The 19,004-nt window shown below is 71.8% G+C and carries 15 protein-coding genes; 13 read left to right on the forward strand and 2 right to left on the reverse strand.

Going from position 1 to position 19,004, the window contains the following annotated elements; translation table 11 throughout:
- Nucleotides 1-262 precede the first annotated feature (262 nt).
- The 3 genes from ACWFR4_RS27235 to ACWFR4_RS27245 all read left to right on the forward strand — a co-directional run bounded on the left by ACWFR4_RS27235 (nucleotide 263) and on the right by ACWFR4_RS27245 (nucleotide 6,010).
- Nucleotides 263-526: a WhiB family transcriptional regulator gene (locus ACWFR4_RS27235; protein ID WP_093617031.1), complete on the forward strand. Its 264-nt coding sequence runs from the start codon at nucleotides 263-265 to the stop codon at nucleotides 524-526.
- A 274-nt stretch (nucleotides 527-800) separates the two neighbouring features.
- Nucleotides 801-4,511, forward strand: a complete 3,711-nt coding sequence (locus ACWFR4_RS27240; RefSeq protein ID WP_453654998.1) for a glycosyltransferase — start codon at nucleotides 801-803, stop codon at nucleotides 4,509-4,511.
- Complete coding sequence (locus tag ACWFR4_RS27245) at nucleotides 4,508-6,010, forward strand: DUF5719 family protein (protein WP_453655000.1); 1,503 nt, start codon at nucleotides 4,508-4,510, stop codon at nucleotides 6,008-6,010. The genes ACWFR4_RS27240 and ACWFR4_RS27245 overlap by 4 nt, the downstream gene beginning before the upstream one ends.
- A gap of 25 nt (nucleotides 6,011-6,035) precedes the next feature.
- On the opposite strand, the gene ACWFR4_RS27250 is transcribed toward ACWFR4_RS27245, so the two are convergent.
- Nucleotides 6,036-6,491, reverse strand: coding sequence for a metallopeptidase family protein (locus tag ACWFR4_RS27250; protein ID WP_453462970.1), 456 nt, complete (start codon nucleotides 6,489-6,491; stop codon nucleotides 6,036-6,038).
- Between the two features lie 322 nt (nucleotides 6,492-6,813).
- On the opposite strand from ACWFR4_RS27250, the gene ACWFR4_RS27255 reads away from it, so the two are divergent.
- The 9 genes from ACWFR4_RS27255 (at nucleotide 6,814) to ACWFR4_RS27295 (ending at nucleotide 16,615) form a co-directional block, all read left to right on the forward strand.
- A complete protein-coding gene (locus tag ACWFR4_RS27255) occupies nucleotides 6,814-7,191 on the forward strand; it encodes a DUF3499 domain-containing protein (RefSeq protein ID WP_453462934.1) in 378 nt (125 codons plus the stop codon).
- Nucleotides 7,192-7,332: 141 nt separating this feature from the next.
- A complete protein-coding gene (locus tag ACWFR4_RS27260; RefSeq protein ID WP_453655002.1) occupies nucleotides 7,333-8,949 on the forward strand; it encodes an L-lactate permease in 1,617 nt (538 codons plus the stop codon).
- Between the two features lie 68 nt (nucleotides 8,950-9,017).
- Nucleotides 9,018-10,382, forward strand: a complete 1,365-nt coding sequence (locus ACWFR4_RS27265; protein ID WP_453462967.1) for a phosphomannomutase/phosphoglucomutase — start codon at nucleotides 9,018-9,020, stop codon at nucleotides 10,380-10,382.
- Between the two features lie 110 nt (nucleotides 10,383-10,492).
- Entirely contained in the window at nucleotides 10,493-10,663 is a 171-nt protein-coding gene (locus ACWFR4_RS27270) for a Trm112 family protein (protein WP_100597970.1), read from the forward strand.
- 43 nt (nucleotides 10,664-10,706) lie between these two features.
- The gene (locus tag ACWFR4_RS27275) at nucleotides 10,707-11,831 is read left to right on the forward strand and encodes an SIS domain-containing protein (RefSeq protein WP_453655004.1); all 1,125 of its coding nucleotides are present in this window, start codon (nucleotides 10,707-10,709) and stop codon (nucleotides 11,829-11,831) included.
- Nucleotides 11,832-11,895: 64 nt separating this feature from the next.
- Nucleotides 11,896-13,047, forward strand: coding sequence for a mannose-6-phosphate isomerase, class I (manA, locus tag ACWFR4_RS27280; RefSeq protein WP_453655006.1), 1,152 nt, complete (start codon nucleotides 11,896-11,898; stop codon nucleotides 13,045-13,047).
- 128 nt (nucleotides 13,048-13,175) lie between these two features.
- Nucleotides 13,176-14,180, forward strand: a complete 1,005-nt coding sequence (locus ACWFR4_RS27285) for a cation diffusion facilitator family transporter (protein ID WP_453462924.1) — start codon at nucleotides 13,176-13,178, stop codon at nucleotides 14,178-14,180.
- A 235-nt stretch (nucleotides 14,181-14,415) separates the two neighbouring features.
- On the forward strand, nucleotides 14,416-15,879 hold the full coding sequence (ahcY, locus tag ACWFR4_RS27290) for an adenosylhomocysteinase (RefSeq protein ID WP_453462921.1): 1,464 nt from the start codon (nucleotides 14,416-14,418) through the stop codon (nucleotides 15,877-15,879).
- Between the two features lie 121 nt (nucleotides 15,880-16,000).
- Nucleotides 16,001-16,615, forward strand: a complete 615-nt coding sequence (locus ACWFR4_RS27295; protein WP_453462919.1) for a hypothetical protein — start codon at nucleotides 16,001-16,003, stop codon at nucleotides 16,613-16,615.
- A 17-nt stretch (nucleotides 16,616-16,632) separates the two neighbouring features.
- Here ACWFR4_RS27295 and ACWFR4_RS27300 read toward each other — a convergent pair whose 3' ends face one another.
- On the reverse strand, nucleotides 16,633-17,571 hold the full coding sequence (locus ACWFR4_RS27300) for an RDD family protein (protein WP_453462917.1): 939 nt from the start codon (nucleotides 17,569-17,571) through the stop codon (nucleotides 16,633-16,635).
- A 110-nt stretch (nucleotides 17,572-17,681) separates the two neighbouring features.
- Here ACWFR4_RS27300 and ACWFR4_RS27305 point away from each other — a divergent pair, with 110 nt between their 5' ends.
- Nucleotides 17,682-18,689, forward strand: a complete 1,008-nt coding sequence (locus ACWFR4_RS27305; protein ID WP_100599482.1) for a stage II sporulation protein M — start codon at nucleotides 17,682-17,684, stop codon at nucleotides 18,687-18,689.
- Nucleotides 18,690-19,004: the final 315 nt, after the last annotated feature.

Below are 19,004 nucleotides of genomic sequence, written 5' to 3' on the forward strand. Positions count from 1 at the left end.
TCTCTCTTGCAGAGGCCCGCGTGAGGTCTGCCGGAGCTCTTGGGGGAGTGACGGCCGGGATGGGCCTCTGGCAAGTGTCAAGGTTTAGGCCGATTTGAACACTTTCCGCATACCCTTGGTTCCGCAGAGTGAATAAGGGACCCAATAGCAGATCTCGGCTTGACTGGCCCGGATCGGCACACTTGTAATTTCACTCGTGTCGTTCAGCCGGAATCGGTAACGGCAGCATCACGGGGACGCACAGACGGACGAGGGGCGCACTATGACCGAGTCGTTTCAGCAACTGCTGGTCGAGGACGCGGAAGAGGAACTCGGCTGGCAGGAGCGCGCGCTGTGCGCCCAGACCGACCCCGAGTCCTTCTTCCCGGAGAAGGGCGGCTCCACCCGGGAGGCCAAGAAGGTCTGCCTCGCCTGCGAGGTCAGGTCCGAGTGCCTCGAGTACGCACTCGCCAACGACGAGCGGTTCGGCATCTGGGGCGGCCTCTCCGAGCGGGAGCGGCGCCGCCTGAAGAAGGCCGCGGTCTGAGGCGACAAAGACTGCAGAACGCCGCAAGACCGCACGAAGTCCCGCACCGAGGCCCGCAGCTGGGACCAGAGCTGGGGCCGCACCGAGGACCGAAACAAGGACGCCGTCCGAAGACTCTTTTCCGCGTAGCGATCGGCCCGTCGCCCTGGGTTGTCCACAGGGGGCGGGCCGCCGTTGTTGTCAGCCGTTAGTGTGGGGCCCCGTCCGAGACGACCCAGCGCCCCGCAGGGCACAGGCGTCCACCGCAGTCCAACGAACCGGGGCCCGTACCTCGATGTCCGTGCACAGCCATTCGGCAGGCCAATTCGACACTGCCGCAGCCGCGTTCAACCCGGGGCACGCCGCAGGGCCAGACCCGACCAGGCCACCCGAGTTCCCCAGACATGTCGTCACCGCCGTGCTCGTCTCCCACGACGGAGCACGCTGGCTGCCCGACGTCCTGTCAGGACTGCTCGGCCAGGAGCGCCCCGTACAGAACGCCGTAGCCGCCGACACCGGCAGCGCGGACGCCTCCGCCACGCTGATCGCCGACGCGATCGGCGACGAGCGCGTTCTCCACCTGGCCCGCCGCACCGGCTTCGGCCAGGCCGTCGACGAAGCGGCGCGCACCGCGGGAGCGCTGACACCGGAGGAGCTGCCGTACCTCAAGCGCCCCAGTGGCTGGGACCCCGTCAGCCGGAGCTGGCGCGACGACGCCTACGACATGCCGGAACTGCCGCACGGCGAGCCCGAGCAGTGGCTGTGGCTCCTGCACGACGACTGCGCGCCTGAGCCCGACGCGCTCGCCGAACTCCTGCGCGTCGTCGAGAACGAGCGCGAGATCGGCAACGAGGTCGCCGTCGTCGGACCCAAGCTGCTCGGCTGGTACGACCGCAGGCAGCTTCTCGAGGTCGGCGTCTCCATCGCCAACTCGGGGCGCCGCTGGACCGGCCTCGACCGCCGCGAGCAGGACCAGGGGCAGCACGACCACGTGCGGCCCGTCCTGTCCGTGTCCACCGCCGGCATGCTGATCCGGCGCGATGTCTTCGAACAGCTCGGCGGGTTCGACCGCAGACTGCCCCTGATGCGCGACGACGTCGACCTGTGCTGGCGCGCCCAGGCCGCCGGGCACCGCGTCGTCATCGCCCCCGACGCCGTCGTCCGGCACGCGGAGGCCTCCTCGCGCGAGCGCCGCACCGTCGACTGCGTGGGCCGCACGGCGACGTCCCCGCACAAGGTCGACAAGGCCGGCGCCGTCTACACCCTGCTCGTCAACGCCCCTACGGCCGTGCTGCCCTGGGTGCTCCTGCGCCTCGTCATCGGCACGCTCGCGCGTACGCTCGCGTACCTCGTCGGCAAGGTTCCCGGCCAGGCGCTCGACGAGATCACCGGACTCCTCGGCACCCTGCTGCGGCCCGAGCGGATCCTCGCGGCCCGCCGCAGGCGTGGCAAGGGAGTGGTCGACGCCAAGGAGCTGCGGCCGCTCTTCCCGCCGCCGGGCGCCACGGTCCGGCTCACCGTCGAGCAGGTCGCGGGCAGCGTCTTCGGCGCGTCCGACCCCGAGATCAACGCCGCGGGACGGCATGGCAGCGCCGTCGAGTCCGGCCCCGGCGGGGACGACGCGGACTTCCTGGAGATCGAGCAGTTCGCCCGTCTCAAGCGCATCGCCCGCAAGCCGGGACCGATGCTCTTCGTGGTGCTGCTGTTCGTGTCGCTCATCGCCTGCCGCGCGCTGCTCGGCGGTGGGGCGCTCGCGGGCGGCGCGCTGCTGCCCGCTCCGGGTGACGCGTCCGCCCTGTGGTCGCGCTATCTCGACGGCTGGCACGCGGCCGGCACGGGCGGCACCCAGTCCGCGCCGCCGTACCTGGCGTTCGTCGCCGCGTTCTCCACGCTCCTGTTCGGCTCGACCGGACTCGCCGTCACCGTGCTGCTCGTCTGCTCGGTGCCGCTCGCCGGCTTCACCGCCTACTTCGCCTCGCGGCCCCTGGTCACCTCGCGCCTGCTGCGCGCGTGGGCCTCGGTCGCGTACGCGTTCCTGCCCGCGGCCACCGGCGCGCTCGCCGGCGGCCGGATCGGCACCGCGGCCCTTGCGATCCTGCTGCCGCTCATCGCGCGCGCGGGGTTGTCCGCCAGCGGCTTGATGAACAGCGCGGGGGCGCGCGGCAGCTGGCGCGCCACCTGGGCGTACGCCCTCCTGCTGACCGTCACGACGGCCTTCACGCCCATCGTGTGGCCGATCGCGCTCGTCCTCGGCATCGCGCTCCTCGCGGTCCGCCGGGGCGACATCGCCGCGTACGGGCTCCGCTTCCTGGCGTCGCTCGGCACCCCGCTCCTGATCCTCGCCCCCTGGTCGCTGACGCTGCTTCCGTTCGGCTTCTTCAAGGAGGCGGGCCTCCCCTACGGGAAGGGGTCGGCGTCCGCGCTCGGCCTGCTAGGCGCCTCGCCCGGCGGCTCCGGCACCCTCGGCGGCCTGCTGCTCATCGGCATCGTCCTCGCCGGGCTCGCCGCGCTCCTGCGCACCGAGCGCCGCCCCGCCGTCCTCACCGCCTGGGCGATCGCCCTGGTGGCCCTGGTCTTCGCGGCCCTGTCGAACAGCTCGGCCTGGGCCGGGCCCGCGACCCTCGTCTACGGCATCGCCCTCCTCGCCGCCGCCGTGCTCGGCGCCGACGGGGCACGCTCGCGCGTGGCCGAGCAGAGCTTCGGCTGGCGGCAGCCGGTGGCGGCCCTCATCGCGTTCGCCGCGGTGGCCGGACCGCTCCTCGCCGCGGCGGGCTGGATGATCCGCGGGGCCGACGGCCCCCTGGAGCGCCGCGACCCCACCCAGGTGCCCGCGTTCGTCGCCGAGGAGAGTGACACCCAGGACCAGGCCCGCACCCTCGTCATGGACAGCGACTCGGCCGCCAGGGTGTCGTACACCCTGGTGCGCGGCGCCGGCGCGCGCCTCGGTGACGCCGAACTGACCGAGGCGGGCGGCAGCAACAAGAAGCTCGACAAGGTCGTCGCCAACCTCGTCGCCGGCTCCGGCGCCGACCAGGCCGACCAGCTCGGCGGCTTCGCCGTGCGCTACGTCCTCGTACGCGCGGGCGCGCCCCGGCAGATGAGCCGCGTGCTCGACTCCACGCCCGGCCTGTCCCGGCTCAGCCAGCAGGACGGCACCGCCCTGTGGCGCGTGGACCGGCAGGTCTCCCGCGCCGCGATCGTGTCCGGGTCCGACGAGCCGCAGCCCGTCGCCGCGGGCCCCGTCGAACTCCACACGAAGATCCCCGACGGCAAGGCCGGCCGTGTCCTGCGCATCGCCGACACGGCCGACGAGGGCTGGACGGCGACGCTGGACGGCGCGCCCCTGACGAAGACGACCGTCGACGGCTGGGCACAGGGCTTCGAACTGCCCGCCACGGGCGGCCGCCTGGACGTCACGTTCGACGCGCCGATCTCGCACGCGGCCTGGCTGTGGGCGCAGGGCGTGCTCGCTCTCGTCCTCGTGGTGCTCGCGCTGCCGGGCCGGCGCAGGGACGTGGACGACGACCTCCCCGAGGAGCCCGTCGTGCCCGCGCAGGCTGTCGAGGGCGAGGGCCGCAGGGCCCGCCGCCTGCGCGCCCAGGCGGAGGCCGAACAGGCCGCGGCCGAGGACACGGACGGCGCGGTACCGCCGCCGCCTTCGGAGGAGGAGCTCGCCGCGGCCGGTGTGCCGCAGCAGCAGTCGTACGGCGAGTGGGACACCCCCACGTACGCGGCCGCCGAGTACGGCCAGTACACCGCGGGTGATCAGCAGCAGTACCAGGGCGGCGCCTACCAGGGCACGTACGACCCGACCCAGCAGGCGGATCCCTATCAGGCAGACCCCTACCAGGCCGGCCAGTACGACCCGTACGCCTACGGGGGCACGTACGACGGCCAGCAGCAGTACGGGCAGCAGGCCTACGACGCCCCGTACGAGCAGCCGCAGCCGCCCGCGCAGCCGCCGCACGGCACCGACAGTGAGCGCCCCGACGGGAGCCAGCAGTGAACCGCACCACCCTGTCCCTGATCGCAGCGGCCGCGGCCCTCGCCGCTGTCACCGGTTTCGCGGCGGCCACCGCGCCCGGCGGCGACGGCGACTCCGCGAAGGCGGCCGCGCGGCTGCCGGTGGAGCGCTCCAGCCTGCTGTGCCCCGCGCCGAGCACGTCGGACCTCGCCGAGACCGCGTACACCTCGTACACACCCGCCTCGAAGGGGTCGGGCAGTTCGGGTAAGGCCGCCCTGTCGCCGGCCACGCGCGAGCTGACGGACGGCACCGGGAGCGGCAAGGGCAAGGGCAAGGCCGACAAGCCGGTGCTGTCCCCGCTGAAGCCGGGCAAGCCCGTCGCGGGTGAGTCGTCGGGCGCCGAGTCGCCCGCACTCGTGGGGAGCGCCGACGGGAATCTCGCGCCCGGCTGGACCGTGCAGCAGACGACGGAGGTGGCCGCCGGCACCGGCCGCGGCCTCCTCGGGGTGAACTGCTCGGCGCCGGACACGGACTTCTGGTTCCCGGGCGCCTCCACCGCCAAGGAGCGCAGCGACTACATCCACCTCACGAACCCGGACGACTCGGCGGCGGTCGTCGACGTCCAGCTGTACGGGGCGCACGGCGCCATCAAGTCCGATGTGGGCGAGGGCATCCAGGTCCAGCCGCACTCCAGCGTGCCGGTCCTGCTGTCCACCCTCACCGACAAGCCGCAGACGAACGTCACGCTCCATGTGACGGCCCGCAGCGGCCGGGTCGCCGCCGCCGTCCTCGCCGCGGACGACAAGCTCGGCGGCGACTGGCTCCCGGCGTCCGCGGACCCCGCGGGCACGGTCGTCCTGCCCGGCATCCCGAAGGACGCCACGAGCGTGCGCCTGGTCGCCTTCACGCCCGGCGACAACGACGCGGACCTGAAGGTCCAGCTGGCCTCCCCGACCGGCCGCATCACCCCGGCCGGGCACGAGAGCCTGCACGTGAAGTCGGGGATGACGGCCGCCGTCGACCTCGGTGACGTGACGCGCGGCGAGGCCGGCTCCCTCGTCCTGACGCCCACGGGCGACTCGGCCCCGGTCGTGGCAGCCCTGCGCGTCGTGCGCGGCAAGGGCGACGATCAGGAGTCGGCGTTCATCCCGGCGACCCGGCCGCTCGGCGCGCGGGCGACCGTCGCCGACAATCGGGCGAAGGGCTCGACGCTGTCGCTGACGGCCCCGGGCGCGGCGGGCACGGTCAAGGTGACGGCGTCGGCGGGCACCGAGGGCGGGACCCCGGTCACGAAGACGTACACCGTGAAGGGCGGCACGACGATGTCCGTGCAGCCGCCGGTCCCGGCCGGGCTCAAGGGGTCGTACGCGCTGACGGTGGAGCAGGTGTCGGGCGGGGAGGTCTACGGCTCGCGGATGCTGGACGTGCCCGACGCGGACGTCCCCGGCGTCCCCATGTTCACGGTCCAGACGCTCCCGGACGACCGGGGGACGGTCTCGGTGCCGCACGCGGACCAGGACCTGTCGGTACTGCAGAAGTGATCTCGACGTGGCCCGGTCCGCCGGGTCACTCCTCGTCGCCGTAGCGCGGATCCACCGTCTCCGGGGACAGGCCGAGGAGTTCTGCGACCTGCTCGACCACGACCTCGTGCACCAGGGCCGCGCGCTCGTCGCGGCCCTTGGTGCGGATCTCGACCGGGCGGCGGTAGACGACCACGCGCGCGGGGTGCCCCTCGCGCGCCGCGATCGTGGAGCCCAGGGGCACCGACTCGTCGCTCCAGCCCTCGTCGGCCGCGCCGACCGAGGGCACATCGAGGATGAGGAAATCGATGTCGGCGAGCTGCGGGAAGCGCCGCTCGAGCCGCTCCACGGAGTCCTGCACCAGATCCGCGAACCCCGCGGCCCGGCTCGCGGAGAGCGGCACCTGAGGAGGGGCGACGGGCCCTCGCATGCCCCTGCCGTGCCGGTCGCGGCGGCGGGGAGGCTTCGGCTCTGCGGCGGGGGGCGGTACGGGGTTCTCCATCACTGACGCAGCGTAGTCCTCCCGCGGACGCACCCGCCCGCGGTGGCCCGCACGGAACCCGCATGTCGCTTCCTGACCGATCAAGCCAAACTTGGGCGCGATTCCGCACCCCTCCCGGACCGGTGACCTCGCGGCTCCTGTCGGTATTTGCCCCGACCGGTGACCGTGCGCACCAGGGACGCGGGGCGCACCACCCCCGGTCCGCGCAGGTCAGCGCCGCGCTCCCGGAGCCCCGTGTGCGCCGCTGCGCACCACGACACGGTGGGGTGACCTCCCGGGGAGTCGTCGCGGCCCGCTCAAGAGTGCGGTACCGTCCAACGCTGTGAGCCCTGTACGTCGCTGTTCGCGCACCGCTTGCGGCCGTCCCGCCGTCGCGACGCTGACGTACGTCTACGCCGACTCGACCGCGGTCCTCGGCCCCCTCGCCACCTACGCCGAACCCCACTGCTACGACCTGTGCGCCGAGCACTCCGAGCGCCTCACCGCCCCGCGCGGGTGGGAGGTCGTCCGGCTCGCCGACACCTCCGGCCCCTCGCGCCCCAGCGGTGACGATCTGGAGGCCCTGGCGAACGCCGTGCGTGAGGCGGCTCGCCCGCGGGAGCGCGCGGCCGAGGCGGGCGGCTCGGGCCCCCGCACGGCGGACCCGATGGAGGTCGCACGCCGCGGCCATCTGCGGGTGCTGCGCTCACCGGACAACTGAGCCGGACCCCACCCGGTAGCCGGGCCGGCGGCCGGATTCGGACTTCGGTTTCCCCTTTACGGAATCTCCTTCGTCCCACTCATTGACCTGAGTTTGTTGCGGACACAACAATTTCGCCACCCAGAGCCCCGGGAGGCGCCCGTGTTCGTCCAACAGCTTGAACCGGTGGCCGGATCGCTCGGCCTGTCCGCACTCGTCGCGACCCTGCCCCTTGTCACCGTGCTCGTCCTGCTCGGCGCCGTCCGCATGAAGGCCCACCTCGCGGGCCTCATCGGGCTCGCCGTGGCCGCCCTCGTCGCCTGCCTCGCCTACGGGATGCCCGTCGGCCAGACCGTGTCGAGCGCCGCACAGGGCGTGCTGTTCGGGCTCTTCCCCATCATGTGGATCGTCGTCAACGCCCTGTGGGTGTACCGGATGACCGTCCGCACCCGGCACTTCGACATCCTGCGCCGCTCCTTCGGGCGGCTGTCCGACGACCCGCGCATCCAGGCCCTCGTCATCGCGTTCTGCTTCGGCGCCCTGCTGGAGGCGCTCGCCGGATTCGGGGCGCCCGTCGCGATCTGCTCCGTGATGCTCGTCGCCCTCGGCTTCGACCCCGTGAAGGCGGCCGTCGTCGCCCTCGTCGCCAACACCGCGCCCGTGGCCTTCGGCGCGATGGGCACCCCCGTCGTCACCCTCGCCCAGGTCACCGGGCTCCCGCTCGACTCCGTCGCCTCCGTGGTGGGCCGTCAGACACCGCTGCTCGCCCTGCTGGTGCCGCTCATCCTCGTCTGGCTCGTGGACGGGCGGCGCGGCCTGCGCGAGACCTGGATACCCGCCCTCGCCTGCGGAGTCGCCTTCGCCGCCGCCCAGTTCGCCGCCTCGAACTACGTCTCCGCACAGCTCGCCGACATCGGGGCCGCGCTCATCGGCGCGGGCGCCCTCGTCGCCGTGCCGCACGCGCGCAGGCCCGCCGCCGAACCCGTACGCGCCGCCGTCCTGACCGGCGTACGCAGCGAGGAGCTCGACCAGGACGACCCGCGGCCCGAGGTCCTGCGCGCCTACGCCCCGTACGCGCTCATCGTCGTCATCTTCTCGATCGCGCAGATCCCCGCGGTCAAGGACTGGATCGCCAAGGCGACACGCATCTTCGACTGGCCCTTCCTGAACGTCGCGAACCCCGAGGGCAAGCCCGTAGGCGGCAACGTCTTCACCCTGCCGCTCGTCTCCACCGGCGGCACCCTCGTCCTCCTCGCCGGCGCGATCACGGCCGCCGTCATCGGCGTCCACGCGCGCGTGGCCGTACGCGAGTGGCTGTCGACCGTGTACGAGCTGCGCTTCGCGATCCTCACCGTGACCAGCGTCCTGGCCCTCGCCTACGTCATGAACCTCTCCGGGCAGGCCGCCACCATCGGGCACTTCGTCGCCGCTGCCGGTGCGGGCCTCGCGTTCCTGTCGCCCGTACTCGGCTGGTTCGGCGTCGCCGTCTCCGGATCCGACACCTCCGCCAACGCCCTGTTCGGCGCACTCCAGGTCACCGCCGCCCAGCAGTCGGGCCTGTCACCCGAACTGCTCGCCGCCGCGAACAGCTCCGGCGGCGTCCTCGGCAAGATGATCTCGCCGCAGAACCTCACCATCGCGGCCGCGGCCGTCGGACTCGCGGGCAAGGAGGGGGACCTGTTGCGCAAGGTGCTGCCGTGGAGCGCGGGACTGCTGCTCGTGATGTGCCTGATCGTGATGGCACAGAGCTCCGCGGTCCTCGGCTGGATGCTGCCCTGACAGCTGACTGTCAGTCCGTACGGGTAGTTTGTGCTGTCCGAAGCGGACTTCAGGAGAGTTGGGTGACCGTGGCTGCTGATCTGTCGCAGATCGTCAAGGCGTACGACGTACGCGGAGTGGTCCCGGACCAGTGGGACGAGCACCTCGCCGAGCTGTTCGGCGCCGCCTTCGTGCGCGTCACGGACGCCGCGGCCATCGTCGTCGGACACGACATGCGGCCCTCGTCACCCGGCCTCTCCCGGGCCTTCGCGCGCGGCGCCGCCGCCCTCGGCGCCGACGTGACCGAGATCGGCCTGTGCTCCACCGACCAGCTGTACTACGCGTCGGGCGCGCTCGGACTGCCCGGCGCGATGTTCACGGCCTCGCACAACCCGGCCCAGTACAACGGCATCAAGATGTGCCGCGCCGGCGCCGCCCCCGTCGGACAGGACACGGGCCTGGCAGAGATCCGCGAACTGGCCGAGAAGTGGCTGGAGACGGGCGCCCCCGAACCCGCCGTGAAGGCGGGCACCCTCACCCGGCGCGACACCCTCGACGACTACGCGGCCTATCTGCGCTCCCTCGTCGACCTCACGAAGATCCGCCCCCTGAAGGTCGTCGTCGACGCGGGCAACGGCATGGGCGGACACACCGTCCCGACCGTCTTCGCGGGCCTGCCGCTCGACCTCGTCCCGATGTACTTCGAGCTCGACGGCACGTTCCCCAACCACGAGGCCAACCCGCTCGACCCGGCGAACCTCGTGGACCTCCAAAAGCGCGTCCGCGAAGAGGGCGCCGACCTCGGCCTCGCCTTCGACGGCGACGCGGACCGCTGCTTCGTCGTCGACGAGCACGGCGACCCCGTCTCCCCGTCCGCCGTCACCGCCCTCGTCGCCTCCCGCGAACTGGCGAGGAACGGCGGCACGGGCACGATCATCCACAACCTGATCACCTCCTGGTCCGTCCCCGAGGTGGTGAAGGAGCAGGGCGGCACACCGGTACGCACGCGCGTGGGCCACTCCTTCATCAAGCAGGAGATGGCCACCTCCGGAGCGATCTTCGGCGGCGAGCACTCGGCGCACTACTACTTCCGCGACTTCTGGAACGCGGACACAGGCATGCTCGCCGCGCTCCACGTCCTCGCCGCCCTCGGCGGCCAGAGCGGCGCCCTGTCCGCCCTGGTCGCCGAGTACGACCGATACGCCGGCTCCGGCGAGATCAACTCCACGGTCGACGACCAGCACGCCCGCCTCGCCGCGATCAAGACCGAGTACGCCGGCCGGGACGGCATCACACACGACGAGCTCGACGGCCTGACGATCACCTCCGCGGACTGGTGGTTCAACGTCCGCCCGTCCAACACCGAACCCCTCCTTCGGCTGAACGCGGAGGCCAGGGACGAAGCCACGATGACCAAGATCCGCGACGAGGTCCTGGCGATCATCAGAGCCTGACCACGGCCACACGCGAAACGGGACCCCGTCCGAGCAGCCGTGCCCCCGCCCCCGGCGGTACGCTGACCAGGCCGCACGCACACACATTCACATCGCTGAAGGGACACCTCATGCCGCTCGAAGCCGGCCTCCTGGAGATCCTCGCCTGCCCGGCCTGCCACGCCCCCCTCAAGGAGGCCGACGCCGAGCTGCTCTGCACCGGATCGGACTGCGGCCTCGCCTACCCGATCCGCGACGGTATCCCCGTACTCCTCGTGGACGAGGCCCGCCGCCCCGCATAGGTCCCACCCAGGCCCCGCGCGGGCCGTCCCGGAGGCTGACACCATGCTCGACGAATCGCTGCTCGACGCCCCCGAGGCCCTCGTCAGGGTCGACCGCCGCGGACTCCTGCGCGGCGCCGCCGAGGCCGGCGCCCGCGTCCGCACCGCGGTCCGGCACGCCGCGGAGGCCGGGATCACCCAGCTCAAACCGGACGGCCGCCCGCGCGCCGTCCTCTTCGCCGGACCCGGCCTCGCCGCCAGCTGCGTCGCCGACCTGCTCAACAGGCTCGCCGGCGCCTCCTGCCCCGTCGCCCACCTGCACCCCACCGGAGTCGCCCCCGCCGCGGGCGCCCTGCGCTGGGAGCTGCCCGGCTGGGCGGGCCCCGTGGACCTGCTCCTGATCGCGACCACCGACGGCACCGAGCCGGGACTCGCCCTCCTCGTCGAGCAGGCCTACCGACGCGGCTGCACCATCGTCGCCGTCAGCCCCACGGGCACCCCCCTGACCGAGGCCGTCGCCGGGGCACACGGCCTCTTCGTACCGATGGCGACCGCCCCGTACGAGCAGGACGAACCCGCCGCGGCCTCCGCGCCCGGCGCCCTGTGGGCCCTGCTCACCCCGCTGCTCTCCCTCCTGGACCGCACCGGCCTGCTCTCCGCGCCGGCCGAGACCCTGGAGAAGGTCGCCGACCGCCTCGACCAGACCGCCGAGCGCTGCGGCCCGGCCATCGCGACCTACAGCAACCCCGCCAAGACCCTCGCCGCCGAGCTCGCCGACGCCCTGCCCCTGATCTGGACCGAAGGGCACGCCGCGGGCCCGGCGGGCCGCCGCTTCGCCGCCGCGCTCGCCGAACTCGCCGGCCGCCCGGCCCTCGCCTCCGACCTGCCCGAGGCGCTCCCCGCGCACGGCCGCCTCCTCCTCGGCGACCTCGCGGGCGGCGCCGACCCCGACGACTTCTTCCGCGACCGGGTCGACGAGGCGCAGCCGATGCGCGTCCGCGTCGTCCTCCTGCGCGACCGGCCCGGCGGCCTCACCGCCGCGCCCGCCGCCCGCGAGCTGGCCCTCGGCCACGACACCCCGATCAGCGAGCTCGAACCCGAAGAGGGCGGCGAACTGGAAACACTCGCCGAGCTGATCGCCGTCACGGATTTCGCCGCCGTTTACCTCGCGCTCGCTTCGGGCGCATGACGTGGACCCGGCCGGTCCGAAGCACCGGCCGGCCCCTTGACCCGCGTACGGAGAAGAACGACTGATGGACCGCCTCACCAACACCGTCCGCCCCTATGCCTGGGGCTCGACCACCGCCATCCCGCACCTCATCGGTGCCGAGCCGACGGGCGAGCCGCAGGCCGAGATGTGGATGGGCGCCCACCCGGGAGCCCCCTCGCGGACCGGGCGCGGCCCGCTCAACGAGGTGATCGACCAGGCCCCCGAGCGTGAACTCGGCCCGCAGGCCGTCGCCAAGTTCGGCCCCCGCCTCCCCTTCCTCCTCAAACTCCTCGCCGCGGGTGCCCCGCTCTCCCTTCAGGTCCACCCCGACCTCGCCCAGGCCAAGGAGGGTTACGAGGCCGAGGAGCGCGCCGGCGTCCCCGTAGACGCCCCGCACCGCAACTACAAGGACGCCAACCACAAGCCCGAACTGATCTGCGCTCTCACGCCGTTCGAGGGCCTGTGCGGATTCCGCGCCCCCGAAGAGGCCGCACGCCTCATCGAAGGACTCGGCGTCGACTCCCTCAAGCCCTACGCCGACCTGCTGCGCGCCCACCCCGAAGAGGCCGCGCTGCGCGAGGTCCTGACGGCCGTACTGAGCGCGGACGCCGAGGAGATGGCCACCACGGTCACCGAGGCCGAGGCCGCCGCCGAACGCCTCGGCGGCGACTACGCGCCCTACGCCGGGCTCGCCCACCACTACCCCGGCGACCCCGGCGTCATCGCCGCCATGCTGCTCAACCACGTCCGCCTCAACCCCGGCGAGGCCCTCTTCCTCGGCGCCGGTGTCCCGCACGCCTACATCGACGGCCTCGGCGTGGAAATCATGGCCAACTCGGACAACGTCCTGCGCTGCGGCCTCACCCCCAAGCACGTCGACGTCCCCGAACTCCTGCGCATCGTCCGCTTCGAGGCCACCGACCCCGGCATCCTTCGCCCCGAGGCGTCCCCCGACGGCGAAGAGGTCTACGCGACCCCCATCGACGAATTCCGCCTCTCCCGCCACGTCCTGCCCGAGGGCGCAGCCCCGCACGACGTCACCGCCGGGACCCCGCAGATCCTGCTCTGCACCGCGGGCACCGTCCGCGCCGGTGAACTCGCCCTCACCGCAGGGCAGTCGGCGTTCGTCCCCGCGGACGAAAAGGCCGAAGTGTCCGGAGTCGGCACGCTCTTCCGGGCAACCGTGGTGGCCTGACGCGCCCCAGCCGTCCCGGGCTGCAACAATGACCCACCGCAAAGGGTGGGCAAAGCCCGGGACGGCGTACGCGGACAGATCCGTACGAGCCAGGACCGGGACGGCGTACGAAGGGACATCGGGAACACATGAGCGCTTCAGGCGGCACAAAAGCGATCGTGGCGGCACTCGCCGCCAACCTCGCGATCGCGGTAGCGAAATTCGTGGCGTTCCTCTTCAGCGGCTCGTCCTCGATGCTCGCCGAGAGCGTCCACTCGCTCGCCGACTCCGGCAACCAGGGCCTCCTGCTGCTCGGCGGCAAGAAGGCCCAACGCGAGGCGACCCCGCAACACCCCTTCGGCTACGGCCGCGAGCGCTACATCTACGCCTTCCTCGTCTCCATCGTCCTCTTCTCGGTCGGCGGCATGTTCGCCGTCTACGAGGGCTACGAGAAGATCAAGCACCCGCACGCGCTCGAGAACTGGTACTGGCCGATCGGCGTCCTCGTCTTCGCGATCATCGCCGAGAGCTTCTCGTTCCGTACCGCCATCAAGGAATCCAACGAGCTGCGCGGCAAGCTCTCCTGGTCCCAGTTCATCCGCCGCGCCAAGGCACCCGAGCTGCCCGTCGTCCTCCTCGAGGACTTCGGCGCGCTGATCGGTCTCGTCCTCGCGCTCGCCGGCACCGGCCTCGCCCTCGCCACCGACGACGGCCTCTGGGACGGCATCGGCACCCTGTGCATCGGCATCCTGCTCATCGCCATCGCGATCGTGCTGGCAGCCGAGACCAAGTCGCTGCTCCTGGGCGAGGCCGCGGGCATCGACGACGTCAAGAAGATCGAGACCGCGCTCGTCGACGGAGACACCGTCACCGGCGTCATCCACATGCGCACCCTCCACCTCGGCCCCGAGGAACTCCTCGTCGCCGCCAAGATCGCCGTCCAGCACGACGACACGGCCACCGAGGTCGCCAACGCCATCAACGCCGCGGAGGCCCGCATCCGCGAGGCCGTCCCGATCGCCCGCGTGATCTACCTCGAACCGGACATCTACAACGAGGCGGCCGCCTCCGCCGGCACCAACCCGGCCAGGACCCCGGACAGCCCGACCTCGGACAACTCGGCCCCCGACAGCTCGGGCCCGGACGCCAACTGACCTCCCCGCTCACGCCGGACCCGGAGGCGGGCTGGGTCCGGCTGGGCCGATCGGTGTAGATTCGTCACTGAGCCAGACGTCGCTGCTGATGGCGGTCGGGCGGCCCGCACGACGGGCCGGCCGAGGGAGAGAGGGCCTCCGACGGACTGCGCTGCGAGCGCCGGACACTCGTATGTCCATCGCCGCAGACCAGCCATGCCCACCTCGACCCACCACCACGAGGAGCAAGCTCCCTATGACGACTGTCGACAACCGACAGGACCAGGACTTCAAGGTCGCCGATCTCTCCCTGGCCGACTTCGGCCGCAAGGAGATCACCCTCGCCGAGCACGAGATGCCCGGCCTGATGTCCATCCGCAAGGAATACGCCGCCACGCAGCCGCTCGCGGGCGCCCGCGTCACCGGCTCCCTGCACATGACGGTGCAGACCGCCGTCCTCATCGAGACCCTCGTCGCCCTCGGCGCCGAGGTCCGCTGGGCCTCCTGCAACATCTTCTCCACCCAGGACCACGCCGCCGCGGCCATCGCCGTCGGCCCGAACGGCACCCCGGACAACCCCCAGGGCGTCCCGGTCTTCGCCTGGAAGGGCGAAACCCTCGACGAGTACTGGTGGTGCACGGAGCAGGCTCTGACCTGGCCGAACACCCCCACCGGCGGCCCGAACATGATCCTGGACGACGGCGGTGACGCCACCCTCCTCGTCCACAACGGCGTCCAGTACGAGAAGGACGGCAAGGTCCCCTCGGCCGACACCGCCGAGTCCGACGAGCACCGCGTCATCCTCGAGCTCCTCAACCGCACCATCACCGACGGCTCGCAGAAGTGGACCCAGCTCGCCTCGGAGATCCGCGGCGTGACCGAGGAGACCACGACCGGCGTTCACCGCCTCTACGAGATGTACCGCGACGGCACCCTGCTGTTCCCGGCGATCAACGTGAACGACGCCGTGACGAAGTCGAAGTTCGACAACAAGTACGGCTGCCGCCACTCCCTGATCGACGGCATCAACCGCGCCACCGACGTCCTCATCGGCGGCAAGACCGCCGTCGTCTGCGGCTACGGCGACGTGGGCAAGGGCTGCGCCGAGTCGCTGCGCGGCCAGGGCGCCCGCGTGATCATCACCGAGATCGACCCGATCTGCGCGCTGCAGGCGGCGATGGACGGCTACCAGGTCGCGACGCTCGACGATGTCGTCGACAAGGCCGACATCTTCGTCACCACGACCGGCAACAAGGACATCATCATGGCCTCGGACATGGCCAAGATGAAGCACCAGGCGATCGTGGGCAACATCGGCCACTTCGACAACGAGATCGACATGGCCGGCCTCGCGCAGATCCCCGGCATCGTCAAGGACGAGGTCAAGCCGCAGGTCCACACCTGGAAGTTCCCCGACGGCAAGGTCCTCATCGTCCTTTCCGAGGGCCGCCTCCTGAACCTGGGCAACGCGACGGGCCACCCGTCCTTCGTCATGTCCAACTCGTTCGCGGACCAGACCCTGGCCCAGATCGAGCTGTTCACGAAGCCCGACGAGTACCCGACCGACGTCTACGTGCTCCCCAAGCACCTCGACGAGAAGGTCGCCCGCCTCCACCTCGACGCCCTCGGCGTGAAGCTGACGACGCTGCGCCCCGAGCAGGCCTCGTACATCGGCGTAGAGGTCGACGGCCCGTACAAGCCGGACCACTACCGCTACTGATCCCGAGCGGACCCCGGTGCTACGCAGGCCCCTCGCACTCCGGTGCGGGGGGCCTGCCCCGTACCGGCCCGGCATCCCGCCCCATCCGACGTCCGCACGACCCCGAAGGACCTCGACCCCCATGCCCCGCGGCCGCTATTCGCTCCACGACACCCACGACCACACCCCCCTCGGCGAAGAACACTTCCACTGCGCCCCAGGCCCCTCAGGCTGGCGCTACGTCTCCCAGACCGTCACCCCCTCCGGCGACCACTCCGGCTCCGTCGACCTGGCCATCGACGAACTCGGCCGCCCCATCCGCCTCGAACTCAACGCGGCGAGCTGGCAGGTACGAGGAGCAGCCATCGACGGCGTCACCTGGGTACGCACCGACCCCACCGGCACCCACGCCACCGAGGGAAACGCCCCAGCCCATGCCTTCACCGGCACCTCGCCGGCCTTCCTCGTCGCCACCGCACGCCTGCTGCGCCTCACCCCCGCTTCCCCCGCGACCCGCGTCCGCCTGGTCCGCTTCACCGACCCTGTCCTGGCCCCCCTCACCGTCGACCAGTCCTGGGCCCTGCTGAAAACAGAAACACACGCCACTGACAGCGGCCCCCTGAACGTCGACGAATACCAGGTCACAGACCTGGACACGGGGGAACAGCAGGCCGTCCACCTCGCCGGCGACGTGGTGCTCGCCGCCCCCGGCATCGAACTCGAACACCTCGAATCCCCGCCCTCGACCTTCGCCTGAGAGACGGCGGACCCGCGTCAGGCAGGCGGCACGAACCCCGTGCCCGGCCCCGCGTCCTCGCGAGGACGCGCAGGCGCGACATCGAGAGTGGGAGGCGCAGCCGCGACCGCCGGACCCACGGGCTGCCCAACCGGTACCCCGGCACCCGGATACACCGGACCCGGCCCACCCACCGGACCCGCCCCGACCGGAGCCACCCGCGCGGCCCCGCCGCCGAACGCACGCTGCGCATCCCGCGACTGCCGCTCATGCACCACCGCGGCCAAATACGCCGCAGGCGGCACATCCCGCGGCGCCGGAGCCCCCGTACACGCCGCCAGATCACCGGCAAGCCGCTCCGCCATCGCCCAGCCCACCTGCGGATCCAGCTGCCCCATCCGCGTCAGATACGACCGGACCGCCAGCCACAGCCCGTCCGGCACCCCCGACAGATCGAGCCCGGCGAACCGCCCCACCAGCCACGGAGGCGGCGGGGGCACGAACCGCGCCGGCCCTGCCGGCACCCGCTCGCGCACGACGAGCGTCCCCGCGAACACGTCCCCGAGCCGGCGCCCCCGCTCGGACACCAGCGACGCGATGCACGCGACCACCCCGAACGTCATGAGGATCTCCACGACCCCGACGGCCCCGCGCACCAGCGCATGCCGGAACCGGATCGGCCCCCCGTCGTCCCGCACCACACGAAGCCCGCAGGCCAACTTGCCCAGCGAACGCCCATGGCTCAGCGTCTCCACCGCGATCGGCACCCCGACAAGCACCAGCACGAACGTCGCCACCGCCACAGCCGCGGCAGCCGCCTCGTCCAGGGAAGCCGTGGACGCCACGATCCCCATCGTCACCACGATGTACACGGTGAACGCCACGACGAGATCGATGACCACCGCCAACGCCCGACTGGGCAGCTTCGCGGGGCGCAGCTCAAGAGCCACCGCCTCGCCCGTCACAAGCTCACTCACGCCGGCCGTCCTTCCCTGCCCTGCCCTCGGAACCGCCAGTCTGCCAAGCTGAGGCCACATCGTGCCGCAGAGGTAGCCACAGCAACAGCAGCCGAGGAGCAGCCGACCCGATGGACCTCGATGTCTTCGTGTCCGCCCACCGAGCCGAGTGGGACCGCCTGGATGCGCTGCTGCGCCGCAGACGCCGCCTCACCGGCGCCGAAGCCGACGAGCTCGTCACCCTCTACCAGCGGGCCGCGACCCACCTCTCCCTGATCCAGTCCAGCGCCCCGGACCCCCAGATATCCGGACGCCTCACACAACTGGTGGCACGCGCGCGTAGTGCCGTGACAGGCACCCGCCGCGCCTCCTGGCGCGACGTGACCCGCTTCCTGACCCAAGGTTTCCCCGCGGCGGTCTACCGCTCCCGCCACTGGTGGGTCCCCACCGCACTCCTCTCCACCGCGATAGCCGCCCTCCTGGGCTGGTGGATAGGAACGCACCCCGAAGTACAGGCGTCGATCGCCGCCCCATCCGAACTGCGCGACCTCACGCGCCCGGGCGGCCAGTACGAGACCTATTACTCGAGCCACCCTGCGGCCTCCTTCGCCGCCCAGGTGTGGACGAACAACGCCCAGGCGGCAGCCATGTGCCTGGTCCTGGGCGTCTTCCTGGGCCTCCCCGTCCTCTGGATCCTCTTCCAGAACATGCTGAACCTGGGAGTGGGCATCGGCCTGATGTCCTCGGCCGGCCGCCTCGACACCTTCCTGGGCCTGGTCCTGCCCCACGGCCTCCTGGAACTGACAGCGGTCTTCGTAGCGGCCGGTACGGGCCTGCGCCTCGGCTGGACCCTCATCGACCCGGGCCCCCGAACCCGCCGTGCGGCCCTCGCCGAGGAAGGCCGCGCCGCCCTGGGAATGGCGATCGGCCTGGCGCTCATCCTCTTCATCTCGGGCGCCATCGAAGGCTTCGTCACCCCTTCGGGCCTGCCGACCTGGGCCCGCATCACCATCGGCGTCCTCGCCGAGCTGGCCTTCCTCGTCTACGTCTACGTGCTCGGCGGCAGAGCGGCCCGCGCCGGTGAGACGGGGGACCTGGACAAGGCGGAGCGCAGCGCCTCCGTACCCACCGCTGCCTGATGTGCGTTCACGGCGTCTGACCTGCTAGTCTCCTCGTCGTCCCACAAAGGCCGTTGACACGGACGGAGTGTGGAGGTAGATTCGAACAGTTGCCCCGGATTCGACAGGATCGGCCGCAACGACTAGGGTCTAGCTCGCTTCCGAGAATTCTTCTCCAGAAGCGCACCCCCGATAAATCGGAAAACGAACGCCGGTCAATACGGCTAAGAACTTCTGATAAAGTCGGAACCGCCGGAAAGGGAAACGCGAAAAGCCGAAAGGCCGGAGCGGAAACCTGAAAGGCACCGAGGAAATCGGACACGAAAGAGTCTGATA

It is taken from the genome of Streptomyces sp. NPDC055140 (assembly GCF_053607285.1).

Bases quoted from the DNA above. Each gene is read 5' to 3' on its own strand.
- ACWFR4_RS27235 (WP_093617031.1), top strand. From the start codon at position 263: ATGACCGAGTCGTTTCAGCAACTGCTGGTCGAGGACGCGGAAGAGGAA.
- ACWFR4_RS27240 (WP_453654998.1), top strand. From the start codon at position 801: ATGTCCGTGCACAGCCATTCGGCAGGCCAATTCGACACTGCCGCAGCC.
- ACWFR4_RS27250 (WP_453462970.1), bottom strand. From the start codon at position 6,491: ATGGAGAACCCCGTACCGCCCCCCGCCGCAGAGCCGAAGCCTCCCCGC.
- ACWFR4_RS27270 (WP_100597970.1), top strand. From the start codon at position 10,493: ATGCCGCTCGAAGCCGGCCTCCTGGAGATCCTCGCCTGCCCGGCCTGC.
- ACWFR4_RS27275 (WP_453655004.1), top strand. From the start codon at position 10,707: ATGCTCGACGAATCGCTGCTCGACGCCCCCGAGGCCCTCGTCAGGGTC.
- manA (WP_453655006.1), top strand. From the start codon at position 11,896: ATGGACCGCCTCACCAACACCGTCCGCCCCTATGCCTGGGGCTCGACC.
- ACWFR4_RS27285 (WP_453462924.1), top strand. From the start codon at position 13,176: ATGAGCGCTTCAGGCGGCACAAAAGCGATCGTGGCGGCACTCGCCGCC.
- ahcY (WP_453462921.1), top strand. From the start codon at position 14,416: ATGACGACTGTCGACAACCGACAGGACCAGGACTTCAAGGTCGCCGAT.
- ACWFR4_RS27295 (WP_453462919.1), top strand. From the start codon at position 16,001: ATGCCCCGCGGCCGCTATTCGCTCCACGACACCCACGACCACACCCCC.
- ACWFR4_RS27305 (WP_100599482.1), top strand. From the start codon at position 17,682: ATGGACCTCGATGTCTTCGTGTCCGCCCACCGAGCCGAGTGGGACCGC.